Here is an 18,154-nt window from a genome sequence, read left to right on the forward strand (position 1 = left end):
ATTGGCGCAGTCGGCGGCATCCCCTGCATGTGGGGCAAAACGCAAAAACGAGGCACGCGGCCTCGTTCCGGTGTAGCCTGCGTCATTTGGACGATGCAGACTTCGTCGGCAGAAGCCCGGCATCACCGGACCCGGCTCGGATAATTCCGAGCGAATCCGCCGAGCCGACATGCCGTCACACCCGCTCCATTGTTAGCCGCGGCGCGAAATCACCTTGTCGATCAGGCCGTAGTCGACTGCCTGGTCGCCACTCATGAAGTTGTCGCGATCGGTGTCGCGGGCAATCTTCTCCACCGGCTGGCCCGTCACTTCCGACAGGATGCTGTTCAGACGTTCACGCAGGTAAAGAATCTCGCGCGCCTGGATCTCGATGTCCGACGCCTGACCACGCGCACCGCCCAGCGGCTGGTGAATCATGATCCGCGAATTCGGCAGCGCGCTGCGCTTGCCCTTGGCGCCTGCTGCCAGCAGGAATGCGCCCATGCTTGCCGCCATGCCCATGCACAGCGTTTGCACATCGGGCTTGATGAACTGCATCGTGTCGTAGATCGCCAGCCCAGCGGAAACCGAACCGCCCGGCGAGTTGATGTACAGCGACACGTCCTTGTCCGGGTTCTCGCTTTCCAGGAAGAGCAACTGAGCCACTACCAGATTGGCGGTCTGGTCGTTGACTTCGCCAACCATGAAAACGACACGTTCCTTGAGCAGGCGCGAGTAGATATCGTACGCGCGCTCGCCCCGGCCGGACTGCTCGACGACCATCGGCACCAGTCCGAGACCCTGGGTCTCCAGGGCGGAAGCCTGCGTGGTAGCGAGACGATCAAGCAAATCATTGCGAGTCATGCAGGTTCTCCAGATATACAGGAATAGCGTCGATCGGCCAGCGCGCCAGGCCGACCGACGTTGTCGGGCGCCGCGTCCTTCACGGCTGCCGGCCAGCCCGACGTCAGGCTTGCGCCGGGGCGGCGGTGAGTTCTTCGAACGACACCGTCTTGTCCGACACCTTGGCCTTGTCGCACACGAAATTTACCACGTTGTTTTCGAGCACGTAGGCTTCCATCTCGGCCAGGCGTTGCTGGTCGCCGTAGTACCAGCGCATGACTTCCTTCGGATCTTCGTAGCTCTTGGCGAAGTCCTCGATCTCGGCCTTGACCTGCTCCGGCTTGGCTTCCAGGCCGTTGGCCTTGACGATCTCGGCCAGGATCAGGCCCAGCTTCACGCGGCGCTCGGCCTGTTGCGTGAACATCTCGGCCGGAATCGGCATGTCCTTGGCATTCGGCATGCCGCGCTGTTCCAGATCGCGACGCGCCATTTCCACCAGACGCTGCTGATCCTGCTCGACCAGGGCCTTGGGCACGTCCAGCTCGCTGACCTTCAGCAGAGCTTCCATGACCTGGTCCTTGAGCATCGAATGCGTACGGCGCTTGACTTCGCGCTCGAGATTTTCGCGGATGTCGGCGCGCATCTTCTCGACGCTGCCGTCGGCGATGCCGAGCGACTTGGCGAAAGCGTCATCGACTTCCGGCAGATGCGCCCACTCCACCTTCTTCAGCGTGATCGTGAACTCGGCGGTCTTGCCGGCCACTTCCTTGCCGTGGTAGTCCTCGGGGAAAGCCAGCGGGAACGTCTTGCTTTCGCCTTCCTTGAGACCCAGCGCGGCCTGCTCGAATTCGGGCAGCATGCGGCCTTCGCCCAGCACGAAAACGAAATCTTCCGCCTTGCCGCCGGGGAATTCGACGCCGTCGATCTTGCCAACGAAATCGACCGTCACGCGGTCGCCATTCTGAGCCGCCACATCGCCGCCGCCGTCGCCATGCGCGCCGGCTTCGCCGCGGGCGTGGTAGTGCACGCGCTGCTTGCGCAGGATGTCGACGGTCTTGTCGATTTCCGCGTCGCCGATTTCGGTCTTCGTGCGCGTCACTTCGGCCGAAGCCAGATCGCCGATCTTGACTTCCGGATAGACCTCGAACGTTGCCTCGAAGGCCAGTTCGTCATCGGCCACGCCTTCGGTCTTCACGTCGAACTTCGGCTGGCCGGCAACCTTTACGTCCTGGGCCTGCGTGATGTCGAAGAACTTGCGGGCGGCCTTGTCGAAGCGGACTTCGAACTCGACTTGCTGGCCGTATTGCTTTTCGACCATCTTCATCGGCACCTTGCCCGGACGAAAACCGGACATCTTCACGGTCTTCGACAGGCGAACCAGACGCTCCTGGGTTTCCTTCTGCACTTCGGCCTTGGGGATAGCCAGGGTTACCTTGCGGTCCAGCTTGCCGAGGTTTTCAATGACGTTCGACATGGTCGTTAATCCAATCCAGAAATGTTGTTGTCAGCGCATCCGCTTGCGCGCCGCCGCTTGCGCGACCGGGAATGCTCGCGAGCGTGGTTCTCCGCGCAAACGGAAAACGCGGATTATCGCACGGATTTCATTCGCTTCCGGCAGTTTTTACCCTTGCCGGCATTAAGCGTGCTCAGAATGGGGATCCGGCCCGTCGCCTGCGCGCCCGTGGCGCAAGGCACGCAACAACAGACGCGCCGGGTCCAGCGCATCCGCCAGGTCGGCCTCCAGCGGCAACGGCTCGCCCTCGATCTGCGAGACGATCAGCTCCGCGCCCAACGCTGCCCAGGTGAGGCCGCGCGAGCCATACGCAAGGGCGGCGTAGAGGCCCGGCAGCCGCGGCACATCGCGCAGATGCGCGCCGCGCAGCGCTTCGGCGCGCGCCAGCGCGGCGGTGTCGTCGGCGATGCGGCCGATCAGCGGCAGGCGGTTGTGCGTCACCGTTCGCACGCCGACATAACCGCGCAAATTGGCCGGATCCAGCCGCCCGATCGCTGTGCCGCAGTCGGGCAATAGCGACGCCAGCCGCGCAAGATTGGCCGCGTGGGTATCGGCACATTCGACCAGCGGCCCCTGGTCCTCGTCGTAGCTCGATCCCACGCGCGCATCGCCCCACTCGCCGCGCGGCAACAGGTAGCCGTTGCCGGTGACCACGCAATCGGGCCACGCGCCCAGCGCGTCCACCTGCCGGGGGTCGAGATCGGTCAACTGGCCGCGAATGCGCCGCAGCGCGAGGAACCGGCCCGATACCAGCCGTTCGGCTTCATGCGCATTTGCCAGCACTGCCAGCGGCGCGCGCGCCAGCAGTTCGCCGCCCTCGCCCAGCGCATGCCATTCGCCTTCGACATGCGCCAGCGACACCACGCGGCAGTTGAACCGCGCGTCCACGGCGGCCCCGGCCTTGGCCAGTTGTGCGCGACAGATGTCCGGCGGCGCGACCCAGCCGCCTTGCGGAAACCACAAACCGCCGCGCGGCACGGGCGCATCGTGCTCGCGCGCCGCCTCGTCGGCCGACATCCAGCGCACGAACGATTCGGGGAATCCGAGCGTCTGCAGGGCCGCGCGTTGCGCCGCATTGTCGGCAGCGTCCTCGCCGATCTGCAGCACGCCGCAGCCCTGCCAGCCGACCTGATGGCCGGCTGCCTCCAGCGCATGCCACGCCCGCAACGCGTGGAGATTTCCCGCGCGCGACAGGCGCGACAGCACACTGTCGTCGGCCGACACATGCGCATGCATCGCGGCTGCGCGGTGAGCCGACGTCTGCCGGGCCGGCGCGTCGTGCTGATCGAATAGCGTCACGCGCCAGCCGCGCGCGGCCAGTCGCTCCGACACCGCACAGCCGGCCAGTCCGGCGCCGATCACGATGGCATGCCGGTCCGGCCAGTGCGCGGCGTCGGGCGGCGCATAGCGGCGATTTTTCCAGGCCGGGGCGAAATGCGCGGCGATCATGTCGCGCTTGCCGGCAAAGCCCGGCGCTTTTGTCACCACAAAACCCGCGGCCTGCAACCCGCGGCGCACAAAGCCGGCCGCGGTATAGGTGGCCAGCGTGGCGCCCATCCGGGCGAGCCTGCCCAGGCCACGAAAGACCGAATCCGACCACATGTCGGCATTGCGCGAAGGCGAAAAACCGTCGAGATAGAAACCGTCGGCGCCGAGCGCAAGCCGCGGCAGCATCGTCTCGATATCGCCGAAGGCGAGCGTCAGCGTTATCGCGCCGTCCTCGAAACTCAACCGGTGCAGTCCCGGCAGCGCATCGGGCCATTGCGCCTGCAGTTGCGTGGCCAGTGGCAGCAGATCGCCCAGCGCGGCGTGCAGCCGCGCCAGGCCGTCGCGCGTGAACGGGTGCTTTTCGATCGAGACGAAATGCAGGCGCCGACAGCGCTGCGGATCGTCACGCCAGGCCTGCCAGGTCGCCAGGAAATTGAGCCCCTGCCCAAAACCGGTTTCGACGATGACGAATTGCTCGCGCCGCGCCCAGTTGCCCGGCAGGCCGTTGCCGCCCAGGAATACGTGCCGCGCCTGTTCCAGGCCGCCGGCGGTGCTGTGATAGACATCGTCGTAACGCGGCGAATAGGGAATGCCGTCTTCGGAGAAAACGGGCTCGGCAGGCTCGAGAGCACGCGACATGGCGGATGGATATACGGCCGGAAATGGCGGCGGATGGTAGCATAGCGCCCTTCCCGCAAACCGCCCGGAATACCAAGCCCAACCGGATTCCCACGCGACATTTGCGCGCCGTCATTCCCCGCCGCCATGCTCAGTTATCGTCACGCCTTTCACGCCGGCAATCATGCCGATGTTCTCAAGCACGCCGTCGTAGTCCAGTTGCTCGACTACCTGACGCAGAAGGACAAGCCGTTCTGGTATGTCGACACTCACGCCGGCGCCGGGCTCTACGCGCTGGACCATGCCTATGCGCAAAAGAAGTCCGAATTCGAAACCGGCATCGGGCCGCTCTGGCGCGCGTCGGCCGCCGGCACGGCGCTGCCCGGATTGCTGGAGGCATACCTGGAACAGGTGCGCGAACTGAACCCGGACGGCGCACTCAAGCATTACCCTGGCTCGCCATGGCTGGCGTGGCAAATGCTGCGCGACCCCGACCGCCTGCGACTGTTCGAGCTGCACAGCACCGAGATCCAGGTGTTGCGCGACAACTTCCGCGGCGCAGGCCGCAAGGTCATGCTGTACGACGGCGATGGCTTCACCGGCATCAAGGCGATCCTTCCGCCCCCGCCGCGCCGCGCGCTGGTATTGATCGATCCGTCCTACGAGGACAAGCAGGATTACGCGCGCACGCTCGATACGCTCAAGGCCGGCCTGGAACGCTTTGCCACGGGCATGTACGCGATCTGGTATCCCGAGGTACAGCGCCGCGAATCGACGCAATTGCCGGCGCAGCTCAAGCGGCTGCCGCTCAAGAGCTGGCTGCATGTCACGCTGACAGTCAAGCATCCCGTCGAAGGCGGATTGGGTCTGCACGGCAGCGGCATGTTCATCGTGAACCCGCCATGGACGCTCAAAGCCGCGCTGCAGGACGCCATGCCGACACTGGTGGACCTGCTGGGCCAGGACGACGGCGCGCGCTTCACACTCGAATCGCTCGATAGCTGAACAGCATGCCGATCGCGATCCCGCAGGCATCGGCCACCAGGTCGAGCCACGAGGCGTCGCGATAGCCGGTCATCGACTGCAGCAACTCGATCAAGCCGCCGTAGGCGATCATGCCGACCAGCAGACGCCACGGCCGCCCCGGCCAGCCGCGCGCGCTCAGCATCGTCAGCACCCCAAACGCCAGCAGATGATTGGACTTGTCCCAGCCGGTGGTCGGCTCGGGCACCGATGGCGGCAGCAATGCCAAAATCAGCACGACCAGCGCGCAGACGGCGAATAACAACCGGAAATGTGAAGTTGCGAGACGAAACACTGCGCTGATTGCACGGAAGGCGGAACCGGGACGCTGTCAATCATTGCACAGTCAGAAACAGCGCTGTGTGGCGCACTGCACCGACCTTGCCAAGCCAGCCGCGCCTTGTCGAGCCGTCTCGCGGCGCTGGCCGGCCTCCAAGCACTCACGTCCGCAAGTCCCCAAGCTCCCAAGGGGGATCGGGCGGCGTTTGAGCGGCATTTCCCGTGGGGACGTATATTGCCGGATCCTGTAATGTCCGCCGGCATGTTGCGAGGGCACTGCGGCGGCGATCTTCCCTACGATGACCAAGACCCGCATCGACCCGACCACGCTGTTCCTGCTGACATTCCCGCCGCTGGCCTGGGCCGGCAACGCGATTGTCGGCCGCATGGCTGCCGGGACCATTCCGCCGATCACGCTGAATCTTGTCCGCTGGATCATTGCCGGCCTGTTGCTGGCGCCCTATGCGTGGCGCGGCGTCGTGGCCCATCGCGACACACTGCGGCGTCATGCGGGCATTCTGACCGCCATGGGCCTGCTGTCGATCGCCAGCTATAACGCATTCCAATATCTGGCGCTCACCACATCGACGCCGATCAACGTCACGCTGATCGGCGCGTCGACTCCGCTTTTCCTGCTGATCATCGGCGCCGGATTCTTCCGGGAGCGCTTCCGCTCGTGGCATGTGGCCGGCGCGCTGCTATGCCTGGTCGGCGTGACGTTTGTCTTGATGCGCGGCGAACCGCAGCGCCTGACTCAACTCGCGTTCGTCCCCGGCGACCTCTATATGCTTGCCGCAACCGTCGCATGGAGCTTCTATACGTGGCTGCTGCGCAAGAACCGCCCCGACCTGCCGTTGCCCGCGCTGCTGCTCGCGCAGATCGTTACCGGCGTGATCGCCAGTATTCCGCTTTCCGTCTGGGAAATCAGCGCGCTCGCGCAACCGCTGGAGTGGAACGGCAAAGTCGCGTGGATTCTGCTCTACGTTGGCACCGTGCCGTCGCTGCTGGCGTACTTCGTCTGGGATCGTGCGATCGCAAGCGCCGGCGCCCAATTGCCGGTTTTCTTTATCACGCTCACTCCGCTGTTTGCGGCCGTGCTTTCAACCGTGCTGCTGGGCGAGTCGCCGCATTGGTATCACGGGATAGGGTTGGCCTTTATCGCGGTGGGCATCTGGCTCGCCCAGCGTCGTTAGACACGGCGGCCTCGCGAAAACGCCCCCATCACCCGCCGCACGACAAGCGGACGCGATCCGGCCGGCGATCCCCGCGCGCAATCACGTCCGCAAAAATTGCGCAGCGCCTGCGCCCGCCACCTGCCCACTGGCGAAGCACGCCGTCAGCAGGTATCCGCCGGTGGGCGCTTCCCAGTCCAGCATTTCCCCTGCGCAGAACACGCCGGGCATGGCGCTCAGCATCAGCCGATCGTCCATCGCCTCGAAGCGGACGCCGCCGGCCGAGCTGATGACTTCGTCGATCGGCCGCGCCCGTATCAGGCGCAGCGGCAGCGCCTTGATGGCCGCGGCGAGCGCCGCCGGATCATGCATCGCGTCCTTGTCGAGCACCTCGCGCAGCAATGTCGCCTTGACGCCCGTGATGCCCAGCCGGCTCTGCAGATGGCTCGATACCGAGCGCGAGCCACGCGGTCGCGCCACCTCCGCAGCGACATTCTCGACCGAGCGGCCCGGTGCCAGATCCAGTGTGACGAAGGCGTGGCCATGCGCGTCGATCAGATCGCGGATCGGTGCGGATAGTGCGTAGACCAGACTGCCTTCGATGCCGGATTCGCTGATCACGAACTCGCCCTGGCGCTGCCATACCGTGCCGTCCAGCGCGGTGACGCCGAGCGCCACCGATTTCACCGGATCGCCCGCATGGCGGACGCGGAACAGCTCGCTCCACTCGACATCGAACCCGCAATTGGCCGGCCGCAATGGCGCCATGTCCACGCCGCGCGCCGCCAGTATCGGCAGCCACGCGCCGTCGGATCCAAGGCGCGCCCAACTGCCGCCGCCCAGCGCCAGCACCACGGCCCGTGCCGCCACCTCGACTTCCCCTTCCCGGGCGGCAAGGCGCAGCACATGCCAACCATCGCTCGACTGGCCAAAGCCGATCCAGCGATGCCGGGTATGGATCCGCACGCCCGATTCGCGCACCCGATGCAGCCACGCACGCAGCAAGGGCGCGGCCTTCATGTCGGTGGGAAACACACGGCCCGAACTGCCGACAAACGTGTCGATGCCAAGCGCATGCACCCAGGCGCGCAGACGCTCCGGACTCAACGCGTCAAGCATCGGCCCGATCCGGTCCGCACGCGCGCCATAGCGGCGCACGAATGCGTCCGCCGACTCGGAATGCGTGATATTCATGCCGCCCTTGCCCGCCATGAGGAATTTGCGCCCAAGCGACGGCATGGCGTCGTAGAGATGCACCGCGACGCCCTGCGCGGCCAGTGTTTCGGCCGCCATCAAGCCGGCAGGCCCGCCGCCGATGACAACGGCGCCTTCATGGCGAATAGGATCAGAGCGAGGGGAATCGGGCATGGCATCCGCAGAATCGAAAGACCCCGTCAATGGCGCGGTATCGCTACCCAAAGCGGCGTTGCGCGGCCCTGTCGCCATCGAAGAACGGCTCGGGAGCGGTGCTGCGTGCGAGTACCGCGAACGGGGCACGCTCATCCGGAATTCGTGGTGCGAGGGAGGGGACTCGAACCCCTACACCATTGCTGGCGTCAGGACCTAAACCTGGTGCGTCTACCAATTTCGCCACCCTCGCGGTCCTTGGACGGCGTTTGACAAAACAAAAAAGGCGGCTGGAACTGCCCGCCTTTGTTGCTCGCGGCGCCGGGAGCGCCTGGAACGTCGTCCGTGCCGCCGGCGCAACTTCGGCCTGCGGCGCAATAAGGATGCGGATTGTAGCGCAAGGCGCGGGGGGAATCCAGCCCCCTGCGCCCTGCCCGCCGGCGCCGCCGGAATTACGCGCGGGCGCGGATGAAAACGACGACCAGCACCGAGGCGCAGAACTCCAGCGCCGCCACAAAATACAGGCCAGCGGCCAACTGGCCGGTGTTGGTCTTGAACCAGCCGATCATGTAGGGCGCGACAAAGCCCGCCAGGTTGCCGATCGAGTTGATCAGCGCGATCCCGCCCGCGGCGGCCGTGCCGGCCAGGAATGCCGAGGGCAGCGACCAGAACACCGGGAACGCCGCCAGGATGCCGATCGACGCCACGGTCAACGCCACCAGCGCCAGCACTGCGCTATGCAGCAGGTAGCCCGTCAGCGTCAGGCCCACCGCCGCCAGCAGCGTCGCCAGCGCGCAATGCATGCGGCGCTCGCCGGTGCGGTCCGAATGGATGCCGTTGAGCACCATGGCGATGGTGCCCGCCACGAACGGAATCGCCGACACCAGCCCGATCTGCAGGTTGCCGTGCACACCCAGTTCCTTGATGATCGAAGGCGACCAGAACGCAATCGTCGCATTGCCGCTGACCACGCAGAAATAGATGGCTGCGCAGACCCACACGCGCGAATTGGCGAACGCATCCTTCAACGACGAGTGCTTGGCCGGATCGCGTGCCTCGGCCTCCACGTCGCCGGTGACGATGGCCTGCTGGGGCTGCGTCAGCCATTTCGCGCTGGCCGGCTTCTCGGGCAGGTACAGCAATACGGCGATCCCGGCCAGCACCGACGGAATCCCCTCGATCACGAACAGCCACTGCCAGTTGGCCAGGCCGTCGACGCCGTCCATCGCGCTCATGATGAAGCCGGCGATCGGACCGCCGACCACGCCTGCAATTGCAAACGAGGTCATGAACAGCCCGTTGATGCGCGCGCGGCGCGCGGCGGGGAACCAGTACGTGAGATACAGCACCACCCCCGGAAAGAAACCCGCTTCGAAGACGCCGAGCAGAAAGCGCAGTGCGTAGAACTGCGTGGGCGTCTTCACGAAAATCATCGCCATCGACGCCAGGCCCCAGAGAATAGTGATACGCGCCAGCGTTTTGCGCGCGCCGATCTTCTCGAGCAGCAGGTTGCTCGGCACCTCGAACAGGAAGTAGCCGATGAAGAAAATGCCGGCGCCCAGGCCGTACACGGCCTCGCTGAACTGCAGGTCCTGCAGCATCTGCAGCTTGGCAAAGCCGACGTTGACGCGATCGATCCAGGCCAGCACGAACAGGAAGACGAGAAACGGGATCAGGCGCACGGTGATCTTGCGATACGCCTCGTTGCGTTGCTGCGCCAACTGCGCTGGCGGCAAATTGTCCATGGCGCGTGGCGCGCCAGTCATCACGGAAGACATCGGTGGCTACTCCTTGGGTGTGGTTGACGGGGCTTTGCTACATTGGCAAAGCCCTCTCGCAGGGCGTTGTGCTGGCGTGGGAATCCGCCCGTCACTTCAATTTCGATGCGACGACATCGCGCGCGGCGTCACGCCAGCGCCTGCTCGATAGCGGCGGACACTTGAAGCACGCGCGCATCGCGGCCGTGCAGTCCGCAAACGCCGAGCCCCATGCCGTCGCCCATCGGCAACGAAGCCGCGCAGCCATCGAGGAAATTGATCACGCTGGCGTTGCGCAACACCAGGCCATTGGTTGCAAAGAAATCCTCGTCGCGTTCCAGCGCATCCAGACGCGGCGGCCGCACCGCGACGCTCGGCATCAGCCAGGCGTCGGCATCGCGCAGCCGCTGCGCAGCGCTTTGCTGCATCGCGCGCCGCTCGGCCAACAGGACGATGTAGTCGGCGGCCGTCAGTTTTTCGCCGCGACGAATCCGCTGGGCCACGCGCTGGTCATACTGGTCGCCCTTTTCCTGGAGCAACGTGCGATGCCAGGCCCACGCCTCCGCGGCGGTCAGGCCGCCAGCGGCGTTGATTTCGGGCAGGCGCCGCAATTCCGGGAAATCGAACTCAACGATCTGCGCACCCTGCGCCGACAGCAGGCCGAGCGTCGCCTCGAATGCCTGCGCCACGGCCGCGTCAAGCCCTTCGCCGACGAAATCGCGCGTCACATACAGACGCGCGCCGCGCAAGTCCGCCGCGCGCGTGTCGAGCGTTTCGCCGCTCAGTACCGCATCCATCGCCACGCAACATGCCACCGAGCGCGCCAGCGGCCCCGCGGAATCGAGCGACGTGGAAAGCGGCACCGCGCCGTCGAGCGGCACGCGCCGCGCGGTCGGCTTGAATCCGGTGAGCCCGCAGAATGCCGACGGAATGCGGATCGAGCCGCCCGTATCGGTGCCGAGCGCAGCCACGGCCATCTCCTCGGCCACGCTCACCGCGCCGCCAGAGGTGGAGCCGCCGCTGATGCACGCGGCGTCAAACGGCGTGCGCGGCGTGCCGTAGTGCGGATTGAGGCCCAGCCCCGAGAACGCGAACTCGCTCATATTGGTGCGTCCGATCAGCACCGCGCCAGCGGCGCGCAGACGCGCCACCGCCGGGGCATCCGCCTGCGCCGGGGCGCTGCCTTCGAGCGCCTTCGATCCCGCGCGCGTCACCTGCCCGCGCACGTCGAACAGATCCTTGATCGATATCGGCAAGCCGGCCAGCGGCGATGCAACGTAGCCGGCCGCGCGCGCCTGATCGGCTGCGCGTGCCTGCGCCAGCGCGCCCTGTGCGTCCACGCTCATGAACGCCGCGCCGCCGGCATCGCGATGGCGCTCGATCTTTGCCAGCGCGGCCTCGGTCAGCGCCACACTGGTGGTGCGGCCCGCCGCCAGCGCTGCCGCCAGTTCCGCGATCGTCGGGGTCTTCGGCCCGGATGTCATCGGCGCGCTCATTCCGCCACCGCCAGTGCTTCGACGCGATACGCGTGGCGCAGCGTGCGGTTGCGCACGGGATCGTGCAGCTCCACCTCGAAGGCGTCGCCGTGGCCCAGTTCGCCGATGACTGCCTGCGTGCCGCAGAACATCGCGGTACCGGGCGGCAGTTGCGCTTCACCGGTCAGCCGCTCGATCAGGTCGCGCGGGTCCAGCAGGCGCGTGACCTTGCCTTCCTGGTACAGCGCGCGCTGACCGTCGCGCACGCGCCAGCAGCGCATTTCCAGCGCGTCCCAGTGATCGGCGACCTCATCGAAACGCCACACTTCGCGGCCGATCGGCTTGGCGCACATCTGCTTGGAGACGGTCACGTCGTAGGCCTCGACCTTGCGGTCCGTGTGATCCGATCCGATGCCGATATAGAGCGCATCGGCGCCTTGCAGCAGCACGAATTCGGTTTCGCCCGACGAATCGCCGCGCGGCACTTCCAGCACGTCGTCGGTGGTCAGCAGTTGGGCGGCCAGCGGATAGAAGGTCGGCACGGTGGCCGGCGGCTTGACGCCGATGGCCTTCAGTTCGTCGATGTGATGCTGGACGGCGTCCAGGTCGCGGCCGGTCCAGCCGGCGATGATCAATCGTTCGATGTCGAGGGCGAGCGCGCCCCCGCCGGCTACCTGGAGATGCAGTGTCGGCATGGCTTACTACCTTGTTACGAGGGGAAAAATTCGGTCAGAGCGTCCGGATGATGTTCTTCCGGAATTCGTCGATGTGTTCGCGCACGGCCTCGCGCAGCGCGGGCACGTCGCGCCGTTCCAGCGCGTCGATGATCTCGAGGTGCTCCTGATAGACGTTCTCGAGGTGCTGGGGATCGGACAGCGACAGGAACCAGAAACGCGCCTGCTTTTCATGCAGGCCGCGCAGCAGCTCGGCCAGTACGCGGTTGCGCGATGCGGCCGACATCGCGGTATGGAACTTCAGGTCCAGCGATGCCAGCGCGGGAATATCGCGGCGCGCGATCAGGTCCGGGGAGCGGTCGACGATCTCGCGCATCGCCTTGAAATCGCTGTCGTGCCCGCGTTCGCAGGCCAGCGTGGCGCACAGCACCTCGTTGGTGGCGCGCACTTCGATCATATCGAGCACTTCGTTGAGCGACAGCGGCGTCACCAGTACGCCCTTGCGCGGCAGGATCGAGACCAGCCCTTCCACTTCCAGCCGATGCAGCGCCTGATGCACGGGCGTGCGGCCCAGGCCGAGCAGCGTGGCCACCTGCGCTTCGTTGAGCGGCTCGCCCGGGCGGAATTCGCACGCGATGATGCGGCGCTTGATTTCGGTATAGGCCTGCTCGCGCAGCGCAGCGCCGCTCTGGGCGGGCGTCAGCGCAGCGGGCGCCGCGGCAACGGCGGCGTCAACCAGCCGGATCGGATTCACCATGGCGACATCTCGGTCTGCATTTGAAGTTGCAGTGATACTAGTGTGATATTTCACTGCGCACAACCGGGAAATATCTAGGGGTAAACACTAGAACGCGACAGGTTTGGCCCGCGCCCGGTATCATGCCGCATCCGCTAGGAATCGATAATCGATTCATATATATCTTGGTGCAATATTCAGCCATCGTGGTGCAGCCGATCACAGCGATGGTGCCGCCGATCCAATCCTCATGAGCGCCGCCGACGACGACCGCCCCGACCCGCTGTTCAACCAGTCCCTGGAAAAAGGGCTGCAGGCGCTGCGCGCCTTCGGCGCGGTTCACCGTACGCTGACGCTGGCCGAACTGGCCGAACTGGCGGGCATGTCCAAGAGTTCGGCGCAGCGCACCGTGCACACGCTGGAACGGCTCGGGTACATCGACAAGCACCCGCAGACGCGACGCTTCCGCCTGACGCCGAAGGTGATGGAGATCGGCTACAACTATCTGGCCGCCGATGCGCTGATACCGATCGCCAGCCCCTATCTCTCGCAACTGGCCAACGCGAGTGGCGAAACCGCGAATCTGACCGAGCCGGTCGGGCTCGACATGGTCTACGTGGCGCAGTTGATGACCGCCAAGCACATGCCGGTACTGACGCCCGTCGGCATGCGCATTCCGATGTACTGCACGAGTTCAGGCCGCGCGTGGCTTAGCACGCTGCCCGACGATCAGGCCCGGGCGATGCTGGAAGCGTCAGCGCGGCCGGCACGCACGCCGGCCACGCTGACCGATGTCGACCAGATCATGCAGCGCGTGGTGGCCTGCCGCAGCGTCGGCTATGCCTGCAACGAGGAAGAGCTGTTCCTGGGCGACATGGGCATCGGCGCGCCCATCGTGAACAGCCGCGGCGAAGCGGTCGGCGCGGTGCACGTGTCGCCGCCCGCCAGCCGCTGGACGATGGAAGAGGCGCAGAAAAAACTGGCGCCACTGGTGATCGAGTGCGCGTGGGCAATTTCCCGATCGATCTCGCATTGACCGCCGGGTAGCGGCGCAGCCTTACTGGCTGCCGCCAGCGTGCTCGAGCATGGCCTGCAGCAGCACATTGGCGCCCGCCTCGATATGTTCGGGCAGCGCGTCTTCGAGCTCGTTGTGGCTGATACCGTCCTTGCACGGTACGAAGATCATGCCCGTTGGCGCGCGTTGGGCGATGTACACCGCATCGTGGCCGGCCCCGCTGACCACGTCCATATGCGGCAGTCCCAGGCGCGCGGCGGCGCGGCGCACGCTGTCCACGCACGCCGGCGCAAACAGGCACGGTTCGAACTTGACCACCTGGCGGATCTCGACGCTGACGCCCGCCGCCTCGGCGATGCCCGCAAACGCGCCGCGCATCGCCGCATCCATGCGGTCGAGGCCATCCTGCGACAGATTGCGGAAATCCACCGAAAAATCCACGCGCCCGGGGATCACGTTGCGCGAGTTCGGCTTGACCTCGACAAAGCCAACCGTGCCGCGCCCATGCGGCGCCTCGTCGCGCGCGATGCGATTGACGGTCTCGATCATCCGTGCCGATGCCAGCAGCGCGTCGTGGCGCAGCGCCAGCGGCGTGGGGCCCGCGTGCGCGTCCTGGCCGATCACGGTCACGTCGTACCATTGCTGTCCGAGCGCGCCGGACACCACGCCGATCGGCAGGCCCGCTGCTTCCAGCACCGGCCCCTGCTCGATATGCGCCTCGAAATACGCCGCATACATGCCGCCCGGCACATCGCCCGCGCGCTGCGCGCCACGATAGCCGATCGCACCCAGCGCATCGCCCACGCTGATGCCGTCGCGATCCTGCTGCGCGCAGGCGAACGCGGCGTCGAACACACCCGCGAACACGCCCGATCCCGTCATCACCGGCGTAAAGCGGGTGCCTTCCTCGTTGGTCCAGAACGCCACCTCCAGCGGCGCGCGCGTGCGGATGCCGAGGTCGTTGAGCGTGCGCATGACTTCCAATCCCGCCAGTACGCCGAAGTTGCCGTCGAACTTGCCGCCAGACGGTTGCGTGTCGATATGGCTGCCAGTCGCCACGGCCGGCGCGGTGGGATCGGTGCCCGCGCGGCGCGCAAACACATTGCCGATCTCGTCCACGCGCACGTCCAGCCCGGCCTCGCGGCACCAGCTCACCACGAGGTCGCGCCCCTTGCGGTCTTCCTCGGTCAGCGCGATACGGCACACGCCGCCCTTCGGCGTGGCGCCGATCGCGCCGAGATCCATCAGCGATTGCCACAGGCGGGCGCCATTGATGCGGGGAGTGAATTGCGAATCCATGTCTTGGTTGTCTGCAGTGAGTGAACGTCGCATCGATCCAGCAAGAAGCAGACCACGCGAAACGCATCGATGCATGCCCACGGTGATGGTGCACGGCACTGGCACATCAATTGCTAGATCGAACCCGGCCTTCCCATCGTCCATTCCTCAATCAGGAGTTCAGCCTGTGATCCCCACCCAGTTCTCCCATGCGAAAGGTTTTTCCGCGGCGGCCCGTTCGATCTCTGCCGCCGTTGCGCTGTCGCTGCTCGCACTGCCCGGCGTTGCGATGGCGGAAAAGGTACTGCGTATCGGCATGACGGCCGCCGACATTCCGCGCACGCTTGGCCAGCCCGACCAGGGCTTCGAAGGCAATCGCTTCACCGGCATCCCGATGTACGACGCGCTCACGCAATGGGACCTGTCCAAGAGCAACGGCCCCAGCCTGCTGATCCCCGACCTGGCCACCGAATGGAAGGTCGACGAAAAGGACAAGACCAAGTGGACGTTCAAGCTGCGGCCCGGCGTGAAGTTCCACGACGGTTCGGCGTTCAATGCCGACGCGGTGGTCTGGAACGTCAACAAGGTGCTCGACAAGACCGCGAAGCAGTTCGATCCAAGCCAGGTTGGCGTGACCGCGTCGCGCATGCCGACGCTGCGCAGCGCGAAGAAGATCGACGACCACACCGTGGAGCTGGTGACGTCCGAGCCTGATTCGTTCCTGCCGTACAACATCTCGAACCTGTTCATGGCGTCGCCCACGCAATGGGAAAAGAAATTCGCAGCCGTGCCGGCCTCGGTGACGGACCCCGCGGAGCGCAGCAAACAGGCATGGGTGGCGTTTGCCGCCGATGCGTCGGGCACCGGCCCGTTCAAGATGACGCGCTTCGTGCCACGCGAGCGGCTGGAGCTGGCCAAGAACGCCAGCTATTGGGACAGCAAGCGCGTGCCGAAGATCGACAAGGTGGTGATGCTGCCGATGCCGGAGGCCAACGCGCGCACCGCCGCGCTGCTGTCGGGTCAGGTCGACTGGATCGAAGCGCCCGCGCCTGACGCCGTGGCGCAGATCAAGAGCCGCGGCTTCGAGGTCTATGCCAACGCCCAGCCGCACATGTGGCCGTGGCAGTTGTCGTTTGCGCCGAATTCGCCGTGGCTGGACAAGCGTGTGCGCCAGGCGGCCAATCTGTGCGTGAACCGCTCGGGGCTCAAGACGCTGCTGGGCGGCTACATGGCCGAAGCGAAAGGCATCGTCGAATCGGGCAATCCATGGTGGGGTAATCCGAAGTTCGACATCAAGTACGACCCGGCCGCGGCGCGCAAGCTGATGACCGAAGCCGGCTATTCGGCCGCCAAGCCCGTCAAGGTCAAGGTGCAGGTGTCGGCGTCGGGATCGGGCCAGATGCAGCCGCTGCCGATGAACGAATACGTGCAGCAGAACCTCAAGGAATGCTTCTTCGACGTGGATTTCGACGTCGTCGAATGGAACACGCTGTTCACCAACTGGCGCATCGGCGCGAAGGACGCCAGCGCGCACGGCGCCAACGCCATTAACGTGAGCTTCGCGGCGATGGACCCATTCTTCGCGATGGTCCGCTTCGTCAGCACCAAGACGCAGCCGCCCGTATCGAACAACTGGGGCTTCTTCGGCAATCCGGAGTTCGACAAGCTGATCGAGACCGCACGCACATCGTTCGGCGAAAAGGACCGCGACGCCGCGCTGGCGCGCCTGCATGCGCGCATCGTCGAGGAATCGCCGTTCGTGCTGATCGCGCACGACGTGGGTCCGCGCGCGATCTCGAAGAAGGTCAAGGGCGTGGTCCAGCCGCAAAGCTGGTTTATCGATATCGCGACGATGTCGATGGACTGACCGCGCGAGCGCGCCGCCGCTGGCGGCTGGCGCGCTTGCGTGGCGCTGCGGCGCCAACCGTCTTCACCCCTTTGCCGCCGCACGCGGCGCATAGGCAAAACCACAACCACCCACAAGCCGGCCCAGACCATGACTTACCTGCTCCGCCGCATCGTGTATGCGTTGCCGATCCTGCTTGGGGTCGCCCTGCTGTGTTTCTCGCTGGTTCATATCGCGCCGGGCGATCCGCTGGTCTCGGTATTGCCGCCCGATGCGTCCGAAGAGCTGCGGCGGCAACTGAGCGCGCTGTACGGCTTCGACAAGCCGTTCCTGGAGCAATTCATCCACTGGCTGCTGCGCGCGCTGCATGGCGACCTCGGGACCTCGATCGCGACCAACCGGCCGGTCATGACCGAGGTTTCCACAGCGGTCGTCAATTCGATCCGGCTCGCCGCGGTGGCCACACTGATCGGTTTCACGTTCGGTTGCCTTTTCGGCTTTGTCGCGGGATACCTGCGCGACTCCGTGTCCGATCGCATTGCATCGTTCCTGTCAGTGCTGGGCGTCAGCATTCCGCACTACTGGCTGGGGATGGTGCTGGTGATCGCGTTCTCGGTGCTGCTGGGCTGGCTGCCAGCCACGGGCGCCGGTCCGGGCGGATCGGGCGACTGGGCATGGGACTGGGAGCACGTGCAGTACATGCTGCTGCCGGCGGTGACGATGTCGGTGATTCCAATGGGCATCGTGGCGCGCACCATCCGCGCGCTGGTCGCGGAAATCCTTTCCAACGAATTCATCGTCGGGCTGCGCGCACGGGGCTTGTCGGACATGGCGGTGTTCCGGCATGTGGTCAAGAACGTAGCGCCCACCGCGCTCTCGGTCATGGGCCTGCAGCTGGGCTATCTGCTCGGCGGCTCGATCCTGATCGAGACTGTTTTCTCGTGGCCCGGCACGGGTTTCCTGCTCAACTCCGCCATTTTCCAGCGCGATTTTCCGCTGCTGCAGGGCACGATCCTCGTGCTGGCGGTGTTCTTCGTGATGCTCAACCTGCTGGTGGACGCGCTGCAAACGCTGTTCGATCCCCGCATTCAACGTAACTGAGGACGCCATC

Annotated in this window: 15 protein-coding genes and 1 tRNA gene; 5 read left to right on the forward strand and 11 right to left on the reverse strand. The window is 65.7% G+C overall.

The genetic code is table 11. The annotated features are described in order from the left end of the window. Positions 1-192 precede the first annotated feature (192 nt). The 3 genes from clpP to mnmC all read right to left on the reverse strand — a co-directional run bounded on the left by clpP (position 193) and on the right by mnmC (position 4,462). The gene (clpP, locus tag AC1RKI_RS15845) at positions 193-843 is read right to left on the reverse strand and encodes an ATP-dependent Clp endopeptidase proteolytic subunit ClpP (RefSeq protein WP_019448432.1); all 651 of its coding nucleotides are present in this window, start codon (positions 841-843) and stop codon (positions 193-195) included. A gap of 103 nt (positions 844-946) precedes the next feature. Further along, on the reverse strand, positions 947-2,296 hold the full coding sequence (tig, locus tag AC1RKI_RS15850) for a trigger factor (RefSeq protein WP_150979011.1): 1,350 nt from the start codon (positions 2,294-2,296) through the stop codon (positions 947-949). Positions 2,297-2,458: 162 nt separating this feature from the next. Further along, positions 2,459-4,462 (reverse strand): bifunctional tRNA (5-methylaminomethyl-2-thiouridine)(34)-methyltransferase MnmC2/FAD-dependent 5-carboxymethylaminomethyl-2-thiouridine(34) oxidoreductase MnmC1, encoded by a 2,004-nt coding sequence (mnmC, locus tag AC1RKI_RS15855; protein ID WP_492796318.1) that lies wholly within the window; start codon positions 4,460-4,462, stop codon positions 2,459-2,461. 126 nt (positions 4,463-4,588) lie between these two features. On the opposite strand from mnmC, the gene AC1RKI_RS15860 reads away from it, so the two are divergent. Continuing rightward, on the forward strand, positions 4,589-5,446 hold the full coding sequence (locus AC1RKI_RS15860; protein ID WP_341249695.1) for a 23S rRNA (adenine(2030)-N(6))-methyltransferase RlmJ: 858 nt from the start codon (positions 4,589-4,591) through the stop codon (positions 5,444-5,446). Here the strand turns inward: AC1RKI_RS15860 and AC1RKI_RS15865 are convergent. Then, positions 5,421-5,729: a VanZ family protein gene (locus tag AC1RKI_RS15865; protein ID WP_492796316.1), complete on the reverse strand. Its 309-nt coding sequence runs from the start codon at positions 5,727-5,729 to the stop codon at positions 5,421-5,423. The genes AC1RKI_RS15860 and AC1RKI_RS15865 overlap by 26 nt on opposite strands. A 313-nt stretch (positions 5,730-6,042) precedes the next feature. Here AC1RKI_RS15865 and AC1RKI_RS15870 point away from each other — a divergent pair, with 313 nt between their 5' ends. Further along, a complete protein-coding gene (locus AC1RKI_RS15870) occupies positions 6,043-6,936 on the forward strand; it encodes a DMT family transporter (protein ID WP_492796314.1) in 894 nt (297 codons plus the stop codon). Between the two features lie 81 nt (positions 6,937-7,017). Here AC1RKI_RS15870 and AC1RKI_RS15875 read toward each other — a convergent pair whose 3' ends face one another. The 6 genes from AC1RKI_RS15875 to AC1RKI_RS15900 form a co-directional block, all read right to left on the reverse strand. Next, complete coding sequence (locus AC1RKI_RS15875; protein ID WP_492796313.1) at positions 7,018-8,283, reverse strand: TIGR03862 family flavoprotein; 1,266 nt, start codon at positions 8,281-8,283, stop codon at positions 7,018-7,020. Between the two features lie 145 nt (positions 8,284-8,428). Further along, positions 8,429-8,515: transfer RNA gene (locus AC1RKI_RS15880), tRNA-Leu, on the reverse strand. A 199-nt stretch (positions 8,516-8,714) separates the two neighbouring features. Next, entirely contained in the window at positions 8,715-10,007 is a 1,293-nt protein-coding gene (locus AC1RKI_RS15885; RefSeq protein WP_223505952.1) for an MFS transporter, read from the reverse strand. Between the two features lie 161 nt (positions 10,008-10,168). Then, complete coding sequence (locus tag AC1RKI_RS15890; RefSeq protein WP_492796311.1) at positions 10,169-11,503, reverse strand: amidase; 1,335 nt, start codon at positions 11,501-11,503, stop codon at positions 10,169-10,171. Positions 11,504-11,511: 8 nt separating this feature from the next. Beyond that, positions 11,512-12,189: a DUF2848 domain-containing protein gene (locus AC1RKI_RS15895; RefSeq protein WP_061957532.1), complete on the reverse strand. Its 678-nt coding sequence runs from the start codon at positions 12,187-12,189 to the stop codon at positions 11,512-11,514. Between the two features lie 34 nt (positions 12,190-12,223). Continuing rightward, the gene (locus tag AC1RKI_RS15900; RefSeq protein ID WP_492796309.1) at positions 12,224-12,925 is read right to left on the reverse strand and encodes a GntR family transcriptional regulator; all 702 of its coding nucleotides are present in this window, start codon (positions 12,923-12,925) and stop codon (positions 12,224-12,226) included. Between the two features lie 229 nt (positions 12,926-13,154). Here AC1RKI_RS15900 and AC1RKI_RS15905 point away from each other — a divergent pair, with 229 nt between their 5' ends. Continuing rightward, positions 13,155-13,940, forward strand: coding sequence for an IclR family transcriptional regulator (locus AC1RKI_RS15905; protein WP_061957530.1), 786 nt, complete (start codon positions 13,155-13,157; stop codon positions 13,938-13,940). Between the two features lie 21 nt (positions 13,941-13,961). Here AC1RKI_RS15905 and AC1RKI_RS15910 read toward each other — a convergent pair whose 3' ends face one another. Continuing rightward, positions 13,962-15,218 (reverse strand): Zn-dependent hydrolase, encoded by a 1,257-nt coding sequence (locus tag AC1RKI_RS15910; RefSeq protein ID WP_492796307.1) that lies wholly within the window; start codon positions 15,216-15,218, stop codon positions 13,962-13,964. Between the two features lie 268 nt (positions 15,219-15,486). Between AC1RKI_RS15910 and AC1RKI_RS15915 the strand changes: the two genes are divergently transcribed. Next, positions 15,487-17,064, forward strand: coding sequence for an ABC transporter substrate-binding protein (locus tag AC1RKI_RS15915; protein WP_492796479.1), 1,578 nt, complete (start codon positions 15,487-15,489; stop codon positions 17,062-17,064). 129 nt (positions 17,065-17,193) lie between these two features. Next, positions 17,194-18,144, forward strand: a complete 951-nt coding sequence (locus tag AC1RKI_RS15920) for an ABC transporter permease (protein ID WP_150979002.1) — start codon at positions 17,194-17,196, stop codon at positions 18,142-18,144. Positions 18,145-18,154 lie beyond the last annotated feature (10 nt).

The sequence above is a fragment of the Cupriavidus sp. GW822-FHT06G04 genome (assembly GCF_058799075.1).